The 21,501-nt window shown below is 59.5% G+C and carries 18 protein-coding genes and 6 tRNA genes; 14 read left to right on the top strand and 10 right to left on the bottom strand.

The window, feature by feature from the left end; translation table 11 throughout:
* Positions 1–38 precede the first annotated feature (38 nt).
* The 10 genes from ltaE (at position 39) to mgtE (ending at position 8,126) form a co-directional block, all read left to right on the top strand.
* A complete protein-coding gene (ltaE, locus tag PPTH39_RS13165) occupies positions 39–1,043 on the top strand; it encodes a low-specificity L-threonine aldolase (RefSeq protein WP_095003367.1) in 1,005 nt (334 codons plus the stop codon).
* 146 nt (positions 1,044–1,189) lie between these two features.
* Complete coding sequence (gene alaS, locus PPTH39_RS13170) at positions 1,190–3,808, top strand: alanine--tRNA ligase (RefSeq protein WP_130872047.1); 2,619 nt, start codon at positions 1,190–1,192, stop codon at positions 3,806–3,808.
* 83 nt (positions 3,809–3,891) lie between these two features.
* Positions 3,892–5,127 carry an aspartate kinase gene (locus tag PPTH39_RS13175; protein WP_095003369.1) on the top strand — a complete coding sequence of 412 codons (1,236 nt, stop codon included), beginning with the start codon at positions 3,892–3,894 and terminating at the stop codon, positions 5,125–5,127.
* A gap of 184 nt (positions 5,128–5,311) precedes the next feature.
* A complete protein-coding gene (csrA, locus tag PPTH39_RS13180) occupies positions 5,312–5,500 on the top strand; it encodes a carbon storage regulator CsrA (RefSeq protein ID WP_130872048.1) in 189 nt (62 codons plus the stop codon).
* Positions 5,501–5,561: 61 nt separating this feature from the next.
* Positions 5,562–5,652 (top strand) — tRNA-Ser (locus tag PPTH39_RS13185).
* 107 nt (positions 5,653–5,759) lie between these two features.
* Positions 5,760–5,836: transfer RNA gene (locus PPTH39_RS13190), tRNA-Arg, on the top strand.
* 71 nt (positions 5,837–5,907) lie between these two features.
* Positions 5,908–5,984, top strand: a tRNA-Arg gene (locus tag PPTH39_RS13195).
* Positions 5,985–6,055: 71 nt separating this feature from the next.
* Positions 6,056–6,132 (top strand) — tRNA-Arg (locus PPTH39_RS13200).
* A 71-nt stretch (positions 6,133–6,203) separates the two neighbouring features.
* Positions 6,204–6,280 (top strand) — tRNA-Arg (locus tag PPTH39_RS13205).
* 403 nt (positions 6,281–6,683) lie between these two features.
* Entirely contained in the window at positions 6,684–8,126 is a 1,443-nt protein-coding gene (gene mgtE, locus PPTH39_RS13210) for a magnesium transporter (RefSeq protein WP_016782141.1), read from the top strand.
* 75 nt (positions 8,127–8,201) lie between these two features.
* On the opposite strand, the gene PPTH39_RS13215 is transcribed toward mgtE, so the two are convergent.
* From PPTH39_RS13215 to PPTH39_RS13220, 3 genes are all read right to left on the bottom strand, one after another.
* Positions 8,202–8,528, bottom strand: a complete 327-nt coding sequence (locus tag PPTH39_RS13215) for an Arc family DNA-binding protein (protein ID WP_016782142.1) — start codon at positions 8,526–8,528, stop codon at positions 8,202–8,204.
* A 274-nt stretch (positions 8,529–8,802) separates the two neighbouring features.
* Positions 8,803–8,979 (bottom strand): PA3371 family protein, encoded by a 177-nt coding sequence (locus tag PPTH39_RS23530; protein WP_165446519.1) that lies wholly within the window; start codon positions 8,977–8,979, stop codon positions 8,803–8,805.
* A 28-nt stretch (positions 8,980–9,007) separates the two neighbouring features.
* The gene (locus PPTH39_RS13220; protein WP_095019285.1) at positions 9,008–9,238 is read right to left on the bottom strand and encodes a hypothetical protein; all 231 of its coding nucleotides are present in this window, start codon (positions 9,236–9,238) and stop codon (positions 9,008–9,010) included.
* 324 nt (positions 9,239–9,562) lie between these two features.
* On the opposite strand from PPTH39_RS13220, the gene PPTH39_RS13225 reads away from it, so the two are divergent.
* Positions 9,563–9,639 (top strand) — tRNA-Arg (locus tag PPTH39_RS13225).
* Between the two features lie 63 nt (positions 9,640–9,702).
* Here the strand turns inward: PPTH39_RS13225 and PPTH39_RS13230 are convergent.
* The 7 genes from PPTH39_RS13230 to PPTH39_RS13260 form a co-directional block, all read right to left on the bottom strand.
* Entirely contained in the window at positions 9,703–10,890 is a 1,188-nt protein-coding gene (locus PPTH39_RS13230; protein ID WP_130872049.1) for a fumarylacetoacetate hydrolase family protein, read from the bottom strand.
* Between the two features lie 132 nt (positions 10,891–11,022).
* Positions 11,023–12,807 carry an IlvD/Edd family dehydratase gene (locus PPTH39_RS13235; protein ID WP_095026589.1) on the bottom strand — a complete coding sequence of 595 codons (1,785 nt, stop codon included), beginning with the start codon at positions 12,805–12,807 and terminating at the stop codon, positions 11,023–11,025.
* A 21-nt stretch (positions 12,808–12,828) separates the two neighbouring features.
* Positions 12,829–13,713 carry an NAD(P)-dependent oxidoreductase gene (locus PPTH39_RS13240; RefSeq protein WP_095025901.1) on the bottom strand — a complete coding sequence of 295 codons (885 nt, stop codon included), beginning with the start codon at positions 13,711–13,713 and terminating at the stop codon, positions 12,829–12,831.
* Positions 13,710–15,077 (bottom strand): MFS transporter, encoded by a 1,368-nt coding sequence (locus PPTH39_RS13245; RefSeq protein ID WP_130872050.1) that lies wholly within the window; start codon positions 15,075–15,077, stop codon positions 13,710–13,712. The genes PPTH39_RS13240 and PPTH39_RS13245 overlap by 4 nt, the downstream gene beginning before the upstream one ends.
* A 171-nt stretch (positions 15,078–15,248) precedes the next feature.
* Positions 15,249–16,223, bottom strand: a complete 975-nt coding sequence (denD, locus tag PPTH39_RS13250; RefSeq protein ID WP_095023003.1) for a D-erythronate dehydrogenase — start codon at positions 16,221–16,223, stop codon at positions 15,249–15,251.
* A 37-nt stretch (positions 16,224–16,260) separates the two neighbouring features.
* On the bottom strand, positions 16,261–17,109 hold the full coding sequence (locus PPTH39_RS13255; RefSeq protein ID WP_095020876.1) for an ureidoglycolate lyase: 849 nt from the start codon (positions 17,107–17,109) through the stop codon (positions 16,261–16,263).
* Between the two features lie 138 nt (positions 17,110–17,247).
* Positions 17,248–17,988, bottom strand: coding sequence for an SDR family oxidoreductase (locus PPTH39_RS13260; RefSeq protein WP_130872051.1), 741 nt, complete (start codon positions 17,986–17,988; stop codon positions 17,248–17,250).
* Positions 17,989–18,094: 106 nt separating this feature from the next.
* On the opposite strand from PPTH39_RS13260, the gene PPTH39_RS13265 reads away from it, so the two are divergent.
* The 3 genes from PPTH39_RS13265 to PPTH39_RS13275 all read left to right on the top strand — a co-directional run bounded on the left by PPTH39_RS13265 (position 18,095) and on the right by PPTH39_RS13275 (position 21,494).
* A complete protein-coding gene (locus PPTH39_RS13265) occupies positions 18,095–19,051 on the top strand; it encodes a LysR family transcriptional regulator (protein WP_095003378.1) in 957 nt (318 codons plus the stop codon).
* Between the two features lie 116 nt (positions 19,052–19,167).
* Positions 19,168–20,436 carry an MFS transporter gene (locus tag PPTH39_RS13270; protein ID WP_130872052.1) on the top strand — a complete coding sequence of 423 codons (1,269 nt, stop codon included), beginning with the start codon at positions 19,168–19,170 and terminating at the stop codon, positions 20,434–20,436.
* Between the two features lie 599 nt (positions 20,437–21,035).
* A complete protein-coding gene (locus tag PPTH39_RS13275) occupies positions 21,036–21,494 on the top strand; it encodes an REP-associated tyrosine transposase (protein ID WP_130872053.1) in 459 nt (152 codons plus the stop codon).
* The last annotated feature ends 7 nt before the right edge of the window (positions 21,495–21,501 follow it).

The raw sequence follows: 21,501 nt of genomic DNA on the forward strand, positions 1-21,501 counted from the left end.
GCATTCAACACTGATCAAACCTTGCCGAGGCCAATGCCATGTCTGTTATCGATCTTCGTAGTGACACCGTGACCCAACCCACCCCAGGCATGCGTGAAGCCATGGCAAATGCGCCTATGGGCGATGATGTGTATGGCGAAGATCCTTCGGTGAATAAACTGGAATCCGAGCTGGCATTGCGCCTGGGCTTTGCCAGGGGGCTGTTTGTGCCCACGGGCACCATGAGCAACCTGCTGGCCTTGATGGCGCATTGCGAGCGCGGTGATGAATACATCGTCGGTCAGCAGGCTCACACCTATAAGTATGAAGGTGGCGGGGCGGCGGTCCTGGGGTCCATTCAGCCGCAGCCGCTGGAGGTGCAGGCCGATGGCTCGCTTGATCTGAAACAGGTGGCTGCCGCGATCAAACCGGATGACTTCCACTTTGCCCGCACCCGCCTGCTGGCGCTGGAAAACACCATGCAAGGCAAGGTGCTGCCCACCGAGTACCTGGCAGCGGCCGGCCGCCTGACCCGCGAGCACGGCCTGGCGCTGCATCTTGATGGCGCGCGGTTGTACAACGCGGCGGTCAAACTGGGCGTTGACGCCGGTGATATCACCCGCCATTTCGATTCGGTATCGGTCTGCCTGTCCAAAGGCCTGGGCGCGCCCGTGGGGTCGGTGCTGTGCGGCACCGCCGAGCTTGTCTCCCGCGCTCGACGCCTGCGCAAGATGGTCGGGGGCGGCATGCGCCAGGCCGGTCAACTGGCGGCTGCCGGGCTGTATGCACTGGATCATCAGGTGGCGCGTCTGGCCGATGACCATGCCAATGCCCAGTTGCTGGCCGAGGGCCTGCGTGCTGCCGGTTATGAGGTTGAGCCGGTGCAGACCAATATGGTCTACGTCCAGATCGGTGAGCGTGCCGAGGCACTCAAGGCCTTTGCGGCCGGCCAGGGGATCAGGCTCAGTGCCGCGCCGCGCTTGCGAATGGTGACGCACATGGATGTCAGTCGCAGCCAGATTGAGCAGGTGATAGCGGTTTTTGCCGAGTTTTCCCTTCAATAAGCGTTCAATCCGTCCAATTGCTTGTCGCTATCGTATAAACACGCTGTACCCGGGGCGAAGGGCCGATATAATGCGGCCCTTTGCGAGTCGCACTGTCGATTGACGTGATTTACTTGCCTCTGGCCGCAGCCTCCGTGGAAGAACCTATGAAAAGCGCAGAAATCCGTGAAGCCTTCCTTCGCTTCTTCGAGGAGCAAGGTCACACCCGTGTCCCTTCCAGCTCCTTGGTCCCTAATAACGACCCGACCCTGCTGTTCACCAACGCGGGGATGAACCAGTTCAAGGACTGTTTCCTGGGTCAAGAAAAACGTGCCTACACCCGAGCGACCAGCAGCCAGAAGTGCGTGCGTGCCGGCGGCAAGAACAGCGACCTGGAAAACGTCGGTTACACCGCCCGTCACCACACCTTCTTTGAAATGCTCGGCAATTTCAGCTTTGGCGATTACTTCAAGAAAGATGCGATCAATTTCGCCTGGACCTTCCTGACCGGTGTTCTCAAGCTGCCCAAAGACAAGCTGTGGGTGACCGTCTACGCCAGCGATGACGAAGCCTACGACATCTGGACCCAGGACGTCGGCGTGCCTGCCGAGCGCATGATCCGTATCGGCGACAACAAGGGCGCGCCGTATGCATCGGACAACTTCTGGACCATGGGCGATACCGGCCCGTGCGGCCCGTGCACCGAGATTTTCTACGATCACGGCCCGGAAATCTGGGGTGGCCCGCCGGGCTCGCCAGACGAAGACGGCGACCGTTACATCGAAATCTGGAACAACGTTTTCATGCAGTTCAACCGCACCGCCGATGGCGTGTTGCATCCGTTGCCAGCGCCGTCGGTAGACACCGGCATGGGCCTGGAGCGGATCAGTGCGGTGATGCAGCACGTCAACTCCAACTACGATATCGACCTGTTCCAGAGCCTGCTGACCGCAGCGGCGGACGCGATCGGCTGCGCCAACGAAGGCCAGGCATCGCTCAAGGTGGTAGCGGACCATATCCGTTCATGCAGCTTCCTGATCGCCGACGGTGTACTGCCATCGAACGAAGGTCGCGGCTACGTGCTGCGCCGCATCATTCGTCGCGCCTGCCGTCATGGCAACAAGCTGGGTGCTACCGGCAATTTCTTCTACAAGATCGTCGCGGCCCTGGTGGCCGAGATGGGTGCCAGCTTCCCGGAGCTGGTGCGCGAGCAGGCCAATATCGAGCGCGTGCTCAAGGCTGAAGAAGAGCAGTTCTCCAAGACCCTGGAGCAGGGTCTGAAAATCCTCGAGCTGGATCTGGCTGAGCTCAAGGGTACCGTGGTGCCTGGCGACGTAGTGTTCAAGCTCTACGACACCTACGGCTTCCCGATGGACCTGACGGCCGATATCGCCCGCGAGCGCAACCTGACCGTGGACGAAGAAGGCTTCGAACGCGAGATGGAAGCCCAGCGTGTGCGTGCCCGTTCGGCCAGCTCGTTTGGCCTGGACTACAACACCCTGGTCAAAGTCGACGTGCCGACCGAGTTTGTCGGTTACAACGCTACCCAGGCCTCGGCCAAGGTGGTTGCGCTGTATAAAGAAGGGCAGTCGGTTGCCAGCCTGAACGAAGGCGACGAGGGTGTGGTGATTCTCGACCAGACCCCGTTCTATGCCGAATCGGGCGGCCAGGTCGGCGATTGCGGTTACCTGCAGGCGGGTGCTGCCCGCTTTGACGTGCGCGACACCACCAAGACCGGTGGCGCGTTCCTGCACCACGGCGTGGTTGCTGCGGGCGGCCTGAAAGTGGGCGAAACCGTTGAAGCCCAGGTGGACGCCGATGTGCGTCACGCCACGGCGCTGAACCACTCGGCCACCCACTTGCTGCACGCCGCCTTGCGCCAGGTTCTGGGCGAGCACGTTCAGCAGAAAGGCTCTTTGGTTGACAGCCAGCGCATGCGTTTTGACTTCAGCCACTTCGAAGCGATCAAGCCTGAGCAGATCAAGGCGCTGGAAGATATTGTCAACGCCGAGATTCGCAAGAATACCCCGGTCGAGACTGAAGAAACCGACATCGAAACCGCCAAGGAAAAAGGCGCCATGGCGCTGTTTGGCGAGAAGTACGGCGACAGCGTGCGCGTGCTGAGCATGGGTGGTGATTTCTCGGTTGAGCTGTGTGGTGGTATCCACGCCAAGCGCACCGGTGATATCGGCCTGATGAAAATCATCAGCGAAGGCGGTGTAGCCTCCGGTATCCGTCGTATTGAAGCGGTGACCGGCGCAGCTGCACTGGCTTACCTCAATGCTGCCGAAGAGCAGCTCAAGGAAGCCGCCAGCCTGGTCAAGGGCTCGCGCGAGAACCTGGTCGACAAATTGTCGGCGGTACTTGAGCGCAACCGTCAGCTGGAAAAACAGCTTGAGCAGTTGCAGGCCAAGGCCGCAAGCGCAGCGGGTGATGATCTGTCATCGTCGGCAGTGGACGTAAAAGGCGTGAAAGTGTTGACCGCCCGCCTGGACGGTCAAGACGGCAAAGCGCTTCTGGCGCTGGTAGATCAGCTGAAGAACAAGCTCGGCCGTGCGGTGATCCTGCTCGGCAGTGTCCATGAAGACAAGGTTGTACTGGTTGCAGGCGTAACCAAAGACCTGACTGGCCAACTCAAAGCCGGTGATTTGATGAAGCAGGCTGCTGCGGCAGTGGGCGGGAAGGGCGGTGGTCGTCCGGACATGGCGCAAGGTGGCGGTGTTGATGCTGCAGCCCTGGACGCCGCGCTGGGTCTGACCGTGCCATTTGTCGAGCAGGGTATCTGAGGTCCAGAACGCGCCGTTGTCTAGTAACGGCGCGTCGTTTGAATGATAAATGGGCGCCCTTTATGGGCTGAGGCTGCTTTGAAATGGCTTTGATCGTACAGAAATTCGGAGGCACCTCGGTCGGCACTGTCGAGAGAATCGAGCAGGTCGCCGATAAAGTTAAGAAGTTCCGCGAAGCCGGCAATGATCTGGTGATCGTGCTATCGGCCATGAGCGGCGAAACCAATCGCCTGATCGACCTGGCCAAGCAAATCAGCGATCAGCCGTTGCCGCGTGAGCTGGATATGATTGTATCCACGGGCGAGCAGGTGACTATTGGTCTGCTGTCCATGGCGCTGAACAAGCGTGGTGTGCCGGCCGTGTCCTACACCGGCAGCCAGGTGCGCATCCTCACGGACAGCTCGCACACCAAGGCCCGTATCCTGAAAATTGACGATCAGAAGATTCGCGCTGATCTCAAGGCCGGTCGTGTGGTTGTGGTTGCCGGTTTCCAGGGCGTTGATGAGCTCGGCAATATCACCACGCTGGGCCGTGGCGGTTCCGACACCACGGGTGTGGCGCTGGCAGCGGCCCTCAAGGCTGATGAATGCCAGATCTACACCGATGTTGACGGCGTCTACACCACTGACCCGCGGGTTGTGGCCAAGGCGCAGCGTCTGGAAAAGATCACCTTCGAAGAAATGCTGGAAATGGCCAGCCTGGGTTCCAAGGTGTTGCAGATCCGCGCAGTCGAGTTCGCCGGCAAGTACAACGTTCCGCTGCGCGTTTTGCACAGCTTCAAGGAGGGTCCAGGTACCCTCATTACTATTGATGAAGAGGAATCCATGGAACAGCCGATCATTTCTGGTATCGCGTTCAATCGTGACGAAGCCAAGCTGACCATCCGTGGCGTGCCGGACACCCCGGGCGTGGCGTTCAAGATTCTGGGCCCGATCAGCGCGGCCAACATCGAAGTCGACATGATCGTGCAGAACGTTGCGCACGATAACACCACCGATTTTACCTTCACCGTACACCGCAATGACTACAATGCGGCGCAAAGCGTGCTGGAAAATACCGCTCGCGAGATCGGTGCCCGTGAAGTGGTGGGCGACACCAACATTGCCAAGGTTTCGATCGTGGGTGTGGGCATGCGCTCTCATGCAGGCGTTGCCAGCCGCATGTTTGAATCGCTGGCCAAGGAGAACATCAACATCCTGATGATCTCGACTTCCGAGATCAAAGTGTCTGTTGTGATCGAAGAAAAGTACCTGGAGCTGGCCGTGCGTTCCCTGCACACCGCTTTTGATCTGGATGCGCCAGCCCGACAGGGCGAGTAAGGCGTTGGCAGAAGGGCGCGGTTAATCCGCGCCCTTTGTTTTTTGGCAGGCATGCACGAAGCCCACCCGTTTTGTCATGTTGGTCAATACTAAGGAGCGCAGAGTGCTACTAGTCGCTAGTAGGCTCGGGCTCTTTTTTTTTGCAGACTGTTGTCCCTGAAAAGATAAGTGTGAGGAGAAACGTATGCTGATTCTGACTCGCCGTTGTACGGAAAGCCTGATCATAGGCGATGGCGAAATTACCGTGACCGTATTGGGCGTCAAAGGCAACCAGGTGCGCATTGGCGTCAATGCTCCCAAGGAAGTGGCCGTACACCGTGAAGAGATCTACCTGCGGATCAAGAATGAAAAGGATGAAGAACCAAGTCTTTAATTTTATTTAAGTTTTTAGTTGCATGCGGGGAAAAGGCTGGTTATTATACGCCCCGTGTTGCGGAGAGGTGGCCGAGTGGCCGAAGGCGCTCCCCTGCTAAGGGAGTACATCTCAAAAGGGTGTCGGGGGTTCGAATCCCCCCTTCTCCGCCATTATTCATGTAGCACGTTGTAATCTAGGCAGTTCAGTAAGTTGTTGAAAATACTGAAAAAAAATCTTGCCAGAGAGATTCAACGGTCTATAATGCGCCGCTTCAAATGCACTCGTAGCTCAGCTGGATAGAGTACTCGGCTACGAACCGAGCGGTCACAGGTTCGAATCCTGTCGAGTGCACCATTTAAGAGTCAATTGCCAAGGCGATTGGTTTTGCTTCAACCAGCGGTGGTCTGGTCTATCAAACACAACTTGCACTCGTAGCTCAGCTGGATAGAGTACTCGGCTACGAACCGAGCGGTCACAGGTTCGAATCCTGTCGAGTGCACCATTTAAGAGTCAATCGCCCAGGCGGTTGGCTTTGCTTCAACCAGCGGTGGTCTGGTTTATCAAACACAACTTGCACTCGTAGCTCAGCTGGATAGAGTACTCGGCTACGAACCGAGCGGTCACAGGTTCGAATCCTGTCGAGTGCACCATTTAAGAGTCAATTGCCCCGGCAGTTGGCTTTGCTTCAGCCAGCGGTGGTCTGGTTTAACAAACACAACCTGCACTCGTAGCTCAGCTGGATAGAGTACTCGGCTACGAACCGAGCGGTCACAGGTTCGAATCCTGTCGAGTGCACCAAACATCAAAAAGCCCGCACATTGTGCGGGCTTTTTGTTATCTGCGATTTGGCTATTGCTGTCATCCTCGCGACTTGTCTTGTGTTTATTCTGGTTCTTGTCCCTGCTCGTCAACGGCTACAAGGTTGAATTTCAGCTTTGAGTTGTGCCCTGTGCAACTCATCCTTCGTCGCACAAGCAGTGCGCAGGCGCCGTCTGGCGGTTTTTCGCAAGCTTTTGTTATCTCCAAGATTTTTGCGTCATTAATTTTCAAGCCGTGTATGATTGCGCCCGTCAGCCCCGCCGGGGCTTGTGGAATACCTCCATGGACTTACCCAGTAGTAACTCAGCATCCCGCTTTACCAATCATGAATTGACTGATTGATCCTTCCGGCGTGCCCTGCTGCTGGGAGTGGAGTTCGCCTATGACCGAAGTTGAAGTAAAGAAAACCCAAGAAAGCCTGCAAAGCCGCCTTGCTCAAGTTATTGAGCTGCTTAATCGCCAGCGTGTGGTCGAAGATCTGACTCATCGTCAGGAAGGCCATCACCATGACCGGGTCGAGAACCTGGTCCATCGGCAAAACCTTGTTGAACTCCAGCGCAAGCTGGAAGACCTGCACTCCGCAGACGTTGCCTATATCCTCGAAGCATTGCCTCTGGACGACCGCCTGACGGTCTGGCAGCTGGTCAAGGCTGATCGCGATGGCGACATCCTGCTCGAAGTATCCGACTCGGTGCGTGAAACCCTGATCGCCGACATGGACGATCACGAGCTCCTGGCAGCCGCCAAGGAGATGGACGCCGACGAACTTGCTGACCTGGCTCCCGAGCTGCCGCGAGACGTCGTCCATGAGCTGATGGAGACCCTGGATGGCCAGCAGCGTGAGCGCGTGCGCTCCGCACTGTCCTATAACGAGGACCAGGTCGGTGCCTTGATGGACTTTGAGATGGTGACCATCCGTGAGGATGTCAGCCTTGAAGTCGTGCTGCGTTACCTGCGTCGCCTCAAGGAGTTGCCGGGCCATACCGACAAACTGTTTGTGGTCGATTATGACGGCGCCCTCAAAGGCGTGTTGCCGATCAAGCGTTTGCTGGTCAACGACCCTGAAAAGCAAGTGTCAGAAGTGATGGCCAACGACCCGGTGAGTTTTCACCCGGACGAAGATGCCTACGATGCTGCTCAGGCATTTGAGCGTTATGACTTGATTTCGGCCCCCGTAGTCGACAAGAACGGCAAGCTGATCGGCCGTCTGACCATCGATGAAATGGTCGACCTGATTCGTGAAGAGAGCGAAAACGAAGTTCTCAACATGGCCGGTCTGCGAGAAGAAGAAGACATCTTCGCCTCGGTGTGGAAGTCCCTGCGTAACCGTTGGGCCTGGCTGGCAGTCAACCTGGTCACGGCATTTATTGCTTCGCGGGTGATTGGCCTGTTCGAAGGCTCGATTGAAAAGCTGGTGGCTCTGGCAGCACTGATGCCCATCGTGGCCGGTATTGGCGGTAACTCCGGCAACCAGACCATTACCATGATCGTGCGCGCTATGGCCCTGGATCAGGTTAACACCGGCAGCACTTCGCGGTTGATGCGCAAGGAGCTCGCCGTGGGCCTGATCAATGGTCTGGTGTGGGGTGGGGTGATTGGTGTTGTGGCCTACCTGCTGTATGGCAGCTGGTCGCTCGGCGTGGTGATGACCGCAGCGATGACCCTCAACCTGCTGCTGGCAGCACTGATGGGGGTATTGATACCCATGACGCTGGCCCGGCTGGGGCGTGATCCGGCCATGGGCGCAAGCGTGATGATCACCGCCATGACCGACAGTGGTGGGTTCTTCATCTTTCTGGGGCTGGCGACTATCTTCCTGCTTTGATCATTCTGTACAGGGCGCGAACAGCGCCCATAAAAAAAGCCAGCATTTGCTGGCTTTTTTTATGCCTGGGTTAAATCAGGATTCTTCAGAGGCTGCTTCAGCATCGTGAGCAATCAGTGATACCAGGGCGTTTTGCTGGCGGTGTGACAACTGGCGGAAGCGTTGCAGCAGCTCACGCTCATGCAGGGAAAGCTCGGGGCTGTCGAGGCGCATGCTGAGCTCATCACCCAGAACGCCTTCCTGGATAAGGCTTTGCTCGAGACGAGCAATGATTTCAGAGTTCATGCTGCGGTGATGGTTGCGAGCCACTTCGGCGATGCGCTCGCGCATTCCGTCTGGCAGGCGAACGACGAACTTGTCAGCCGTGCGGCTGGAGTAAATTGCCTGTTTCAATGGGCGCATTTTAGTTAACCGGTTAGTTCAGGGGAGCGGTTCTCGGGAATTGGCCGCAGGATGTGTTTAAGACCGTCCTTATAGCCAAATGTTCAACCTGAATTGCTAAGAGGCGCGCATCATGCCTCAAATCTGCCACTTCCCTGGCGTCAATTCTGTGACAAATATTGAACCGGATAAAGGCGTTATGCCAGTAGGTCTTGTTAAAAATATACACTCGAATGGGTGGCTTAGCGATTAACCCAGCAAATTAATGGGTTTTCCCCCTTGCCTATGGGCAGTTTCAGCGCAATTGCGGGTCAAACTTGAACCTGCGACCAAGCATCAGCGCCACCAGCCAGCAAGCGAAAAATACCGCGGCGGCGATCAAGGGCAGATTGCCAAATTCGTTACTGGTGAATACATCCAGGGCAAGGCTCGACAGTGCCAGCATTAACAGAGCCAAAGCGATTTTGGACATGATTTCTTACCCATCTCTCAATGTGCTTTCAAAAGACCCAGCGTTCACCCGCAGGTGCCTGGTCGGCGACGGGCTGGTTGGCAGCCAGACGAGGTGTCACGCGGCTGGTCTCTTTCATCACCGCAACCTGTGGCCGCGGTTTGTTGAAGGTAGCCGTCATTTCAACAGGCTGCTCGGCCGAAACGGGCTCGGGCAGAAAATGAAAAACCAGCAATACGGCCAGCGCGAGGGTGTTTAACAGTAGTAGCGTGCTGTTCATGGCGGTCATCTCTGAGAGCATGGACGGGATACTGTTAATAGAGCAGTCTTCGTGCCAACTGTAACAAGGCTAAAAAACCTTATAAAACAGCGAGTTGAGCCGTATATTCAAGAGTGTTTAATTGCATTTTGCAATGATGGCTTTTTGATGTAGTGCAAATTGCACGATGGTCGCCTGAGCCTTGCCTGTGCTGTGCAGTCGATCGCAACCTCGTACCGCTCATCGGAGGCAAAAAAATCTATTTAGGCCGCTGTCTTACAGTTAAAAAGACCACTCACGACATGACAAACCCAGGCATGCCCGTTACCATGCACGCCGTTATTTGTCTCAGTAGCTCAATTGGATAGAGCATCCCCCTCCTAAGGGGAAGGTTGCAGGTTCGAACCCCGCCTGGGACACCAGATACGCAAAGGCCCCGCACTGTTGAACAGGCGGGGCCTTTTTTGTGGCTTTCAATCAGCCAGTCAGGCCTGGCCGAGCAGCCCGCGGCCCGCCAGGTTCTTCATCAGTGCACTGACCCCGAACGCCCATTGTGGCGCCTGGTCGCTGCCGGTCACGCGGTTGTGCAACGCTCCCAGTGTCGGTGACGAGATGCTTACAACATCATCGGCCTTATGGGTAAACCCCTGGCCCGGCTGGTCGCGGTCTTCGGTAGGAGCGAACAGGGTACCCAGGAACAGGACAAAACCGTCCGGGTACTGGTGGTTGGCGTTGAGCGTCTGTTCGGCCAGGTCCGCCGGATCGCGGCTGATCTGGTTCATTGAGCTTTTACCGTTCAGCACGTAGCCATCGACACCTTCAACACGCAAGGTCACTTCACAATGGCGCACGTCGTCGAGGTTGAAGTGTTCGTCAAACAGGCGAATAAAGGGCCCCAGTGCACAGGAGGCGTTGTTGTCCTTGGCCTTGCTCAGCAGTAACGCGCTGCGACCTTCGAAGTCGCGCAGGTTGACGTCGTTGCCCAGGGTCGCGCCGTGGATTCGGCCCTGGCTGTCTACCGCCAGCACCACTTCCGGCTCCGGGTTGTTCCAGCTTGAACCGGGGTGGATACCAATGGCGCTGCCGCTGCCCACAGCAGCGAGGATCGGTGCCTTGGTGAAAATTTCGGCGTCGGGGCCGATGCCCACTTCCAGGTACTGCGACCACATGTTCTGTTCGATCAGCACTTGTTTGAGGCGCATGGCTTCTGGCGAGCCGGGGCGCAGGTCGCGCAGGTTATTACCAATCACTTCGTGCACCAGGGCACGAACCTCTTCGGCACGGAGGGCATCGCCTCCGGCTTTTTCCTCGATCACCCGTTCGATCATGCTGGCAGCAAAGGTGACACCCGCCGCCTTGATCACTTGCAGATCTGCCGGGGCCAGCAGGTAGGGTTTGGCCATGTCGCGCTGCTCGCCGCTGTTGGCCAGCAAGGCCTGGATCGTGCCCAATACGGTGCCGCGGATTTCACGCACGGCATGCAGCGGGTTGTCGCTATCGAGCAGCAGGCTCAGGGTGGGGAAGTGGGCCGTGCAATCAATTACTTCACCGTCACGAATCACCACCACGGCCGGGCCGCCACGTTCGCCGGGCAACCACACGCGACCGACCAGGGTGGCGCGCTGCCAGTCATCGGGCAGGGTGTTTTCTATGGTCAATTGCAGCGTTTGCATATACGTGATCCTTGAAAAGAGTGCTTGGTGGGAGCGAGCTTGGTCGCGATCAAGTCACCACGGGTTGGCTGACCATCTGCAGTGTCTGCTTCGCGAGCAGGCTCGCTCCCACAAGTCATGTGTTTGTCGTGTCTAGTGGGAGTGACGGGGCGGGCCGTTTTCCGGGATCACGCGCCAGTACAGGGTGGCCGGTTCGAGGCAGCCGCCGGTGGAGAGCTGGCCGACCAGTTGGCGGTAGAGTTCCTGCCACGGAGTTTGTGACGGGGCCAGCGGTGGCAGCGGTTCCTGGCGGCGTTCGTTGAGCACGCTTTCGTCCACCAGCAGGTTGACGCTGCGCGCGTTGAGGTCGACGCGCAGGCGATCGCCGGTGCGCAGTAACGACAGACCGCCACCCACCGCAGATTCCGGGGACATGTTGAGAATTGACGGGCTGGCCGAGGTGCCGCTTTGGCGGCCATCACCCATGCAGGGCAGGGAGTCGATCCCGGCCTTGATCAGGTTGGAAGGTGGCGCCATGTTCACGACCTCGCCGCTGCCGGGGAAGCCCACGGTGCCGCAGCCTCGAATCACCAGAATGCAGCGCTCGTCGATGTCCAGCGAAGGGTCGTTGATCCGCGCCGTGTAGTCTTCCGGGCCCTCGAACACAATAGCCCGCGCTTCGAAGCTGTTGGGTTGCAACGGGTCGCTGAGGTAGGTCTTGCGAAATGCTTCGCCCACCACTGACATTTTCATGATGGCACTGTCGAAGAAGTTGCCGCTGAGTACGATAAAACCGGCTCGGTGCATCAGCGGGTCTTCGTAGGAACGGATCACGTCACGGTCGCCGGTGACGCAGTCGGCAACCACTTCACCCATGCTGCGGCCACTGACCGTGAGGCAGTCGCGGTGCAGGCGGCCGACCTTGTCCAGTTCATGCATCACCGCCGGTACACCGCCTGCGCGGTGGAAACTTTCACCCAGGTACTCGCCGGCGGGCATGCAGTTGACCAGCAAGGGCACGTCTTCGCCGACGCGCTGCCAGTCTTCCAGTGACAGCTCGATACCGCTGTGGCGGGCGATGGCAATCAGGTGCGGCGGGCAGTTGGTGGATGCGCCCAGCGCCGAGGCCACGGCAATGGCGTTTTCGAAGGCCGCGTGGGTCATGATCTGGGAGGGGCGTACGTCTTCGCGCACCAGGTCGACGATGCGCATCCCGGTGGCATAGGCCATTTGCCCGCGCTCGCGGTACGGTGCCGGGATGCTCGCGCAGCCGGGCAGGGACATACCCAGTGCCTCGGCCAGGGCGTTCATCGACAGCGCAGTGCCCATGGTGTTGCAGTGACCCACCGACGGCGATGATGCGGTGGTCAGGGTCATAAAACCTTCGTAATCGATTTCGCCGGCGCTGAGCAGATTGCGCGCATGCCACAGTACGGTGCCCGAACCAATGCGCTGGCCTTTGTGCCAGCCGTCGAGCATCGGCCCGCCGGACAGCACGATGGAAGGCAGGTCGGTGGTGGCCGCTGCCATCAGGCAGGCCGGGGTGGTTTTGTCGCAACCGGTGGTCAGCACTACGCCGTCCAGCGGGTAACCATGCAGCACCTCGACCAGGCCCAGGTAGGCGAGGTTGCGGTCGAGGGCCGCGGTGGGGCGGCGCGACTGTTCGGCAATCGGGTGTACCGGAAACTCCATCGGGATGCCACCTGCATCGCGAATGCCGTCCTTGACCCGCTTGGCCAGTTCGATGTGATGGCGGTTGCAGGGTGTCAGGTCGCTGCCGGTCTGGGCGATGCCGATAATCGGCCGCCCCGATTGCAGTTCGGCGCGGGTCAGGCCCTGGTTCATGTAGCGTTCCACATACAGTGCGGTCAGGTCGGCGTGGCTTGGGTCGTCGAACCACAGCTGGCTGCGCAGGCGGCGTGGGGTTGAATCGGTCATGGCAGGCTCCGGCTGATTATTTTATTCAGGCAATGGGTTGTTGCGGCGCAACTGGCGGATCAGTCCGGCGTGGTCGAGTTCGCCGTCACCGGCCTCGACCATGGCGGCAAACAGGCTGTCTACCAGGCTGCCGACGGGCAGGTCCAGGCCCAGCTTCTGCGCCTGGGCGAGGGCGGTGCGGGTGTCCTTGAGCTGCCATTTGGCCGGGCCACCGGGAGTGAAATCGTTGTTCAGCATGCGTTGGCCGTGCTGGCGCCAGATCGGCGAGTCGACAAAACCGCCCATCAGCGCCTCGTGGACTTTCGCCGGGTCGGCGCCACCGCGCTCGGCCAGCAGCAGGCCTTCGGCGACGGTGGCGATGGTGCTGGCGACGATCAACTGGTTGACCAGCTTGGACAACTCGCCGGTGCCCGCCGGGCCGACATGCACCGGGCGGCCCATGGCGGCCAGTACTTCGCGGCCCTGCTCAAAGGCGGCCACTTCGCCGCCAACCATGATTGCCAGGCTGGCTTCCCGCGCCCCGCGCTCGCCCCCCGACACCGGGGCGTCGAGGTAACGCAGGCGGCGTTCGGCACATAACCGCGCCTGTTCAACGGCGGTGTCGACCGGGATCGAACTCATCACGATCACCAGCGCCCCCGGTGCCAGTGCCAGGGCGGCACCGTTTTCACCAAACAGCACCTCGTCACAGGTTGGGCCATCGCTGAGCATGCAGATCAGCACCTGAGCACCGTCTGCCGCGCCTGCCGGGGTCGGCGCAACCGCCGCCCCCAGTGTTGCCAGCGCCTGCAACTTGCCCGGGGAGCGGTTCCAGGCCCGCACCGGGAAGCCGGCGTGCAGCAGGTTGCGGGCCATGGGCAGGCCCATGATCCCGGTACCGATAAAGGCTACGCTTGGCAGGTTCATGCTTTTCCTCCAGTGGCAGGGGCCAGTGCGGCGCCAATTTGCGATTCTTTATTGCGCGGCATCAGCACCATGCCCAGGCCACCCAGGCCAACCAGTGCGGCGATCACCAGAAACCCCGGGGTGTAGCTGCCGGTCACGGTGAACAGGTACCCGGTCAGGTAAGGGCCGATAAAACCGCTGAGGTTGCCGATGGAGTTGATCAGGCCAATGCCCACGGCCGCGCCGACACCGGTCAGCACTTGCCCGGGGACTGCCCAGAACACGTTGATCGCGCTGTACACGCCCATCGCCAGCAGAATGAAACCGATGACAATGATCCACGGCTGGTTGAGCCACAGCGCCACGGCAATCGACACTGCCGCGAGCATGGCGGCACCGCCGGCATGCCAGTGACGTTCTTGCAGGCGGTCAGAGCGCCGGCTCCACCAGATCATCGCCACAGCAGCAACGGCATAGGGAATGGCGGTGATCAGGCCGTTCTGCATCAGGCCGATTTCCAGGCCGAAGGTACCGCGGAACGATGCCAGAACCGTTGGCATGAAGAAGTTCATCGCGTTGGAGCCCGAGGTGATGCCGAAATACACCAGTGCCAGCAGCCATACCTGGCGGTTGCACAGGGCCTTGCGGATCATCTGGCCCTTGGACGGTTGTACTCCCACCACCAGCGGTTTGTTGCGCTCTTCCTGGGCCAGGGTGTTGATCAGCCAGGTGCGCTGTTTGTCGGTCAGCCAGTGGGCATCGGCCGGGTGGTCGGTGAGGTAGAAGTAGCACACCACACCGAGGATCACCGCCGGTACGGCTTCGACGATATACATCAGGCGCCAGCCGACAAAGCCCCAGGCATCGCCCATCTCCATCAGGCCCACCGACAGCGGTGCGCCGATGATTTGCGCGATGGGTACGCCCAGATAAAACGAGGCGATCATGCGTGCGCGATAGCGGCTCGGGAACCACAGCGACAGCAGATAGATCACGCCAGGGAAGAACCCGGCTTCGGCAATACCCAGCAGCACGCGCAGGGAAATGAAGTGGATGGGTGTCTGCAGGAAGCCCATGGCGCCGGCGATGATGCCCCAGGTCACCATGATCCGCGCGATCCATACACGGGCGCCGTAGCGGTGCAGCAAAATGTTGCTCGGCACTTCGAACATGAAATAGCCGAGGAAGAAAATACCTGCGCCCAGGCCATAAATGGTCTGGCTGATGCCGATATCTTCGTTCATGCGCAGTGCGGCGAAACCGACGTTGTTGCGGTCCAGAAAGGCGACCACAAACAGCAGTACAAGAAAAGGAATCATGCGCCTGGTCACGCGCTTGATTGTCTGTTGTTCGATGTCCGAGACATCGGTGAGTGGAGTAGTCATGTGGCACGACCTCAGTTTTTATTGTTGTGAGTAGCGTGAGCGTTGCAGCATTTGGGTGAGACAGGGCTTTTTGTGGGAGCGGGCTTGCTCGCGATGGGATCGCTGCGGGGCTTCAGTTGCACCGCGTCGCCTTGATCGCGAGCAAGCCCGCTCCCACAAGGGGGTGGTGGGTTATTTGTCGGCCGTATCCTCGATATGTGCGCGCACGATGGCATCGAAGTCCGCGTCGGCGGTAAAGCCCAGGGCACGGGCGCGGGGGGCTTCTACCTTGCTCGGCCAGCTTTCGACGATACGCTGGATAGTCGCGTCGGGCTCCCAGCGAATCAGTTTGGCCACGTCATCACCGGCCACCCGTTGCAGCGCCGCGACCATGTCGGCCACGGTGGTGGTCACGCCCGGCAGCGGGATAATGCGCTGGTTGCCCAGGGTTTCTGGCGACAGGGTCATGCCCAGCAGCATCGACTCAATAATGCGCCGCGGCGAGGTGAGGTAAACCTGGGTATCCGGGCGTACCGGGCATACGGCAGGCAGGCCCACCAGTGGCTCGCGGATGATCGAACTGAAGAAGGTCGAGGCCGCCTTGTTCGGCTTGCCGGGGCGTACAGCCACGGTTGGCAGGCGCAGCACCCGGCCGTCGACAAAGCCTTTGCGCGCATAGTCGGCGACCAGCAATTCGCCTACGGCTTTTTGCATGCCGTAGGACGATTGCGGGGTAAGCACGGTGTTGTCATCGACTACTGGCGGCAGGGCGCCGCCGAATACTGCAAAACCGCTGGCGTAGACGAAGCGCGGCGCGTTGCCTTGCTTGCGCAGGGTTTCGAGCAGCAGCATCAGGCCGTGCAGGTTGACCTGCATGCCCAGGTCGAAATCCGCTTCGGCCGCCGAGCTGACCACGGCTGCCAGATGCCATACCAGATCCACGCCATCGGTGACGCGGGCGATGACATCGGGGTCGGCTATATCGCCGGTCACCAGTTCGATACGCGGGTCGCTCGGCACATCTTCGCCGGCAAAGGCGTCGAACAACACGATGCGCTCAATGGTGCGAGGCGCCTGGCCTTCAAAGGTCAGGCTGTTCATGTCGAGCAGGCGCTGGGCCAGTTGTTTGCCGATAAAGCCGGTGCCGCCAGTAATCAGAATGCGCATGTGTAAAACCCTTTCTTATAGTTGTGTGAGCGTGAAGTCAGTCGGCCTGTACGGTGAGCTGGCGCTGTTCGCCAAGGCCGCTGATGCCCAGGTGCATGACCTGGCCTGCGCGCAGGTACACCGGGGTTGGCTTGATCCCCAGGCCCACACCCGGCGGTGTGCCGGTGGAAATCACGTCGCCCGGTTGCAGCGACATGCAGCGGCTCAGGTAAGCAATCAGGGCCGGGATCTGAAAGACCATGGTGCGGGTGTTGCCGTTCTGGTAGCGCTGTCCGTCGACTTCAAGCCAAAGGTCGAGCTGGTGCGGGTCGCTGATCTCATCGCGGGTCACCAGCCATGGTCCGAGGGGGCCAAAGGTGTCAAAGCCCTTGCCCTTGTCCCAGGTGCCGCCACGTTCGATCTGCCATTCGCGCTCCGACACATCGTTGATCACGCAGTATCCGGCCACGTGCTCCAGGGCGTTATGTTCATCGATATTGCGTCCACCCTTGCCGATCACCACGCCCAGCTCGACTTCCCAGTCGGTTTTGGTCGAGTCGCGGGGGATTTCCACGTTGTCGTTGGGACCGCAGATGGCGCTGGTCCATTTGCTGAATACCACCGGTTCCGACGGCACCGCCAGGCCCGATTCGGCAGCGTGGTCGGCATAGTTCAGGCCGATGCAGATAAATTTGCCGACCTGGCCGACGCAGGCGCCGATACGTGGCGAACCGCTGACCAGCGGCAAACTGGCGGGGTCGATTTTGCTCAGTGTTTCCAGGCTTGCGGCTGACAGCGCAGCGCCTGCAACGTCGGTGATATGCGCCGACAAATCGCGGATATTGCCTTGGGCATCGAGCAGGCCGGGTTTTTCCTGACCTTTATCGCCGTAGCGCAGCAGTTTCATAAAAGCTCCTTTGGTGCATGGAAATAAATCTAGTGTGGGAGCGAGCCTGCTCGCGAATGCATCAATGCGGTGCCACTTAAACACCGAGGTGCCTGCATCGCGAGCAGGCTCGCTCCCACAGGGTTTCCCACAAAATGCTTAATTACTCATCCCGCCATCGATCACCTGGACTGTGCCGGTGGTGTAGCTGCTGGCATCGCTGGCCAGGTACAGCGCCAGTTGTGCGATTTCTTTAGCGCTGCCGATGCGGCCCATGGGCTGGCGGTCAACAAAGGCCTGATAGACCTCAGCTTCGGAGCGCCCTTGCTCAAGGGCCTGTTCAGCGATGCGCTGGCGTAGCGAAGGGGAGTCCACCGTGCCGGGGCAAATGGCGTTGCAGCGAATGCCCTGGCGCACGTAGTCGGCGGCGACCGATTTGGTCAGGCCGATCACCGCAGCCTTGCTGGCGGTGTAGGCAAACCGGTTGGGCACGCCTTTGACGCTGGAGGCCACCGAAGCCATGTTGATGATCGAGCCGCCGCCGTTTTCCAGCATGCCGGGGAGGAAGCCGCGGATCATGCGGTACATGGCGGTGACATTGAGGTCGAAAGAAAATTGCCAGGCCTGCTCGTCGCACTCCAGCAGGGCACCGCTGTGCACATAGCCTGCGCAGTTGAACAGTACGTCGATAGCGCCCAGTTGCTGGCAGATGGCATCGATGGCGCAAGCTTGGGTCACGTCCAGGGGAAGGACTTGAATACCGGGGATATCTTGCAGGGCTTCGACATGCAGGTCGGTGGCGATGACCTGCGCGCCCGCATCGCGAAAGGCCAGTACCGAAGCGCGGCCTATGCCTTGCGCCGCAGCAGTTATCAGCACACGTTTGTTGGCTAGGTTCATGACGAAAGTCCGTTGTTATTATTTGGCCCAACAGCTGCACACTAATATTGCTTTGCGATAATCGCCAATGAGATATTCTCAGGTCTTAATAACCGGGGGTTATCGGATGGCGGATGTCGGATTTAACCAGTTGTGCAACTGGCTGCGGTTTCGCCATTTGGTGCTGATCGACACCCTGGCGCGCACGCAAAACATGCATGCGACTGCGCAGGAAATGAGCATCAGCCAGCCAGCCGTGAGCAAGATGTTGCGCGAAATCGAGCACCAGCTTGGCTTCGAAGTATTTGCCCGTTTGCCGCGCAGCATGACCCTTACCGATCTGGGCAGCCATGTGGCCCGTTTTGCCCAGATCGCGTTGAACGACACCGGTCAGTTTGTCAGCCAGATCAACCATCTGCGCCAGGGTGGGCATGGCCTGATCAAGGTCGGCACCATTTATGCGGCCACAGCCCTGGCCGTGCCTGCTGCCATTGTGCGGGTCAAGCAGGACTGGCCGTTGCTCACCGTGCAAGTGCTTGAGGGCACCAGTGCCAATATGCTGACCTTGCTCGAGCACAAGGAACTGGACCTGGTGGTGGCCCGTTTTACCCTCGATCGTCATCGTGAGTTGTTTGAATTCCAGGCGCTGGCGCCGGAGCCGTTGTGCCTGGTTACGGGCAGCCAGCACCCGCTGGCCGGGGCCAGTGAAGTGCCACTGGCGGATTTGGGCAGTTGGCCGTGGGTGATTTACCCGACGGGCACGCCGATGCGCGCGCGGGTGGAAAAAGCCTTCGTCGAAGCAGGCATGCAGACCCCGGAAAACACCGTCGAAACCGTGTCCTTGCAGACCACCATGCAACTGCTGCAAACCACCCCGTCGGTGGCGATGCTGGCCGAGTCGATGGTCGAACCGGAAATCCAGGCCGGTCGCCTGACCCGCCTGGCCTTGCCGTTTCCGCTGGTGCTGGCTGACTACGGGGTGATTACCCGGCGCAACGATGTCCCGCAGTGGTCGGCAAAAGCCTTTATCGACGCCTTGTTAAGTGGTCCCGATGCCCTGCGCGGTGCTCGCCAGACACCTTGATAACGCGCGGTTATTAACTGATGGAATGATGTAATTGGGCACAGGCCAAACCGCCCTCTAAAGTGAGCGTCGCCCCACCTGTCGGGTAGGGGCGCAACCGCTCATGAGAGGCGCGTATGAGAACAATAAAAAGCTACAAGACGCTGACGATCTTCTTCCTGTTCCTGATTGGCGTGGTCAACTACCTTGACCGCAGCGCCTTATCCATCGCCAACACCACCATCCAGAAAGACCTGGCCATCAGCCCGATGCAAATGGGGGTGATGCTCTCGGCGTTCTCCATTGCCTACGCCTTTTCACAACTGCCTCTTGGTGCCTTGATCGACAAGTTGGGCAGCAAGCTGGCACTGGGTGGATCGCTGGTGGTGTGGTCGGTTGCGCAGGCGGCCTTCGGCCTGTTCAGCAGCTATGGCCATCTGGTCGGCTTGCGGGTGTTGCTGGGGATAGGTGAGGCGCCGGTGTTTCCTTCGGCGGCCAAGGCATTGTCGGAGTGGTTCGATACCCAGGAGCGCGGCACGGCGACCGGCTGGGTGTGGTCTTCGACTTGTATCGGCCCGTGCCTGGCCCCGCCGTTGTTGACTGTTTTCATGGTGCATCTGGGCTGGCGCGGGATGTTTATCCTTACCGGCGTCATGGGACTGGTATTGGCACTGTGCTGGTTCAAGTTCTACAAGAGCAAGGCGCAATACATGGCCGAGACAGGTCGTGCGGAACCGGTGCCGGTGCAACAGGTCAAGGCGGCGAAAGTGCGCTGGACCTCGTTGTTCAGGGATCGCAACACCTGGGGGGCGTTCCTCGGGTTTATGGGTGTGATTTACATGATCTGGCTCAATCTCACCTGGTTGCCCGGTTATTTTGAGCGTGAGCACGGTCTGGATCTGTATCGCACGGCCTGGGTGGTATCGCTGGCTTATTTGTTTGGCGCGTTGGGCACCATTGTGGCCGGTAAATGCTGTGATCGACTGGTGGCACGAGGCATGCGGGTGTTGGCCAGCCGCAAGCTGATGGTGATTCTGGGGCTGCTGGGCGGGGCGCTGTTTACCCTGATTGTGGCCTTTACCACCAACGTGGTGGCGTGCGTGATCCTGCTGTGCCTGACCATGTTCTTTATCAACATCTCCAGTGCCACGGCGTGGATGATCGTCAACACCATTGTGCCGTCGGAGCGTGTGGCTTCGTTTGGCTCGATCCAGAACTTTGGCGGTTACCTGGCAGGTTCCATAGCGCCGATTCTGACTGGATTCAGCGTGCAGCAGAGCGGTTCGTTTTCCTCGGCATTTGTGATCAGTGCGGTGGTGGCGGCGTGTTCGGCCTTTGCCTACTTTGCGTTGCTCAAGGAACCGCAGGCACCGGAAGCGCCCTTGGTCACCCTTGTACCCGCCTGACTGAGCCCTTGTGGGAGCGGGCTTGCTCGCGATGGCATCCCCGGGGTGCGCCAGCCAGACCGCGTTGTGTGCATCGCAGGCAAGCCAGCTCCCACAGGTTTTGCGGTGCTCACAAAAATCCGGGGTCAGCCGCGTACCTCTGTGGGAGCGGGCTTGCTCGCGATGGCATCCCCGGGGTGCGCCAGCCAGACCGCGTTGTTTGCATCGCAGGCAAGCCAGCTCCCACAGTTTTTGCGGTGCTCACAAAATCCGGGGCCAACCGCGTACCTCTGTGGGAGCGGGCTTGCTCGCGATGGCATCCCCGGAGTGCGCCAGCCAGACCGCGTTGTGTGCATCGCAGGCAATCCAGCTCCCACAGGTTTTGCGGTGCTCACAAAATCCGGGGTCAGCCGCGTACCTCTGTGGGAGCGGGCTTGCTCGCGATGGCATCCCCGGGGTGCGCCAGCCAGACCGCGTTGTGTGCATCGCAGGCAATCCAGCTCTCACAGGTTTGCGGTGATCACAAAAAAGTCCCACGACATATCCCGTCAAACGATGCCCGTTGTGGCTGGCCCGCTACTGACTAGCCTTTGAAATTCATCAACTCATAGAGTCAGGCCATGCCTTCTTTTTCTGCCTCCCACCGCCTGCGCCGTGGTCGTTACAGCGAGCAAAATCGCATTTATCTTCTGACCGCCAATACGCTTGAACGCCAACCGATTTTCCTGAACTGGCGTGTAGGCCGACGGGTGGTCGAACAGTTCAAGCGGGCACAAGAGCAGGGGCTGGCCACTTCGCTGGCATGGGTGGTGATGCCGGATCACTTTCATTGGCTGATCAGCCTTGATAAAGGCTCGCTGGATGAGTTGATGTGTCGCACAAAATCGTTGAGCACCCGCGCAATCAAGCAGTCCACTGGGCAAACAGGCCGCCGTTGGCAGCAGGGCTACCACGACCATGCCTTGCGGCGTGATGAAGATATCAAGCAGATGGCCCGTTATGTGATTGCCAACCCGCTGCGCGCCGGGCTGGTCCAGCGGGTGGGGGACTACCCCTTGTGGTACGCAATCTGGGTTTGATCCCACA

This window comes from Pseudomonas bubulae (genome assembly GCF_900618535.1).
GTDB lineage: Bacteria > Pseudomonadota > Gammaproteobacteria > Pseudomonadales > Pseudomonadaceae > Aquipseudomonas > Aquipseudomonas bubulae.

Bases quoted from the DNA above. Each gene is read 5' to 3' on its own strand.
- ltaE (WP_095003367.1), top strand. From the start codon at position 39: ATGTCTGTTATCGATCTTCGTAGTGACACCGTGACCCAACCCACCCCA.
- alaS (WP_130872047.1), top strand. From the start codon at position 1,190: ATGAAAAGCGCAGAAATCCGTGAAGCCTTCCTTCGCTTCTTCGAGGAG.
- PPTH39_RS13175 (WP_095003369.1), top strand. From the start codon at position 3,892: ATGGCTTTGATCGTACAGAAATTCGGAGGCACCTCGGTCGGCACTGTC.
- csrA (WP_130872048.1), top strand. From the start codon at position 5,312: ATGCTGATTCTGACTCGCCGTTGTACGGAAAGCCTGATCATAGGCGAT.
- mgtE (WP_016782141.1), top strand. From the start codon at position 6,684: ATGACCGAAGTTGAAGTAAAGAAAACCCAAGAAAGCCTGCAAAGCCGC.
- PPTH39_RS13215 (WP_016782142.1), bottom strand. From the start codon at position 8,528: ATGCGCCCATTGAAACAGGCAATTTACTCCAGCCGCACGGCTGACAAG.
- PPTH39_RS23530 (WP_165446519.1), bottom strand. From the start codon at position 8,979: ATGTCCAAAATCGCTTTGGCTCTGTTAATGCTGGCACTGTCGAGCCTT.
- PPTH39_RS13220 (WP_095019285.1), bottom strand. From the start codon at position 9,238: ATGAACAGCACGCTACTACTGTTAAACACCCTCGCGCTGGCCGTATTG.
- PPTH39_RS13230 (WP_130872049.1), bottom strand. From the start codon at position 10,890: ATGCAAACGCTGCAATTGACCATAGAAAACACCCTGCCCGATGACTGG.
- PPTH39_RS13235 (WP_095026589.1), bottom strand. From the start codon at position 12,807: ATGACCGATTCAACCCCACGCCGCCTGCGCAGCCAGCTGTGGTTCGAC.
- PPTH39_RS13240 (WP_095025901.1), bottom strand. From the start codon at position 13,713: ATGAACCTGCCAAGCGTAGCCTTTATCGGTACCGGGATCATGGGCCTG.
- PPTH39_RS13245 (WP_130872050.1), bottom strand. From the start codon at position 15,077: ATGACTACTCCACTCACCGATGTCTCGGACATCGAACAACAGACAATC.
- denD (WP_095023003.1), bottom strand. From the start codon at position 16,223: ATGCGCATTCTGATTACTGGCGGCACCGGCTTTATCGGCAAACAACTG.
- PPTH39_RS13255 (WP_095020876.1), bottom strand. From the start codon at position 17,109: ATGAAACTGCTGCGCTACGGCGATAAAGGTCAGGAAAAACCCGGCCTG.
- PPTH39_RS13260 (WP_130872051.1), bottom strand. From the start codon at position 17,988: ATGAACCTAGCCAACAAACGTGTGCTGATAACTGCTGCGGCGCAAGGC.
- PPTH39_RS13265 (WP_095003378.1), top strand. From the start codon at position 18,095: ATGGCGGATGTCGGATTTAACCAGTTGTGCAACTGGCTGCGGTTTCGC.
- PPTH39_RS13270 (WP_130872052.1), top strand. From the start codon at position 19,168: ATGAGAACAATAAAAAGCTACAAGACGCTGACGATCTTCTTCCTGTTC.
- PPTH39_RS13275 (WP_130872053.1), top strand. From the start codon at position 21,036: ATGCCTTCTTTTTCTGCCTCCCACCGCCTGCGCCGTGGTCGTTACAGC.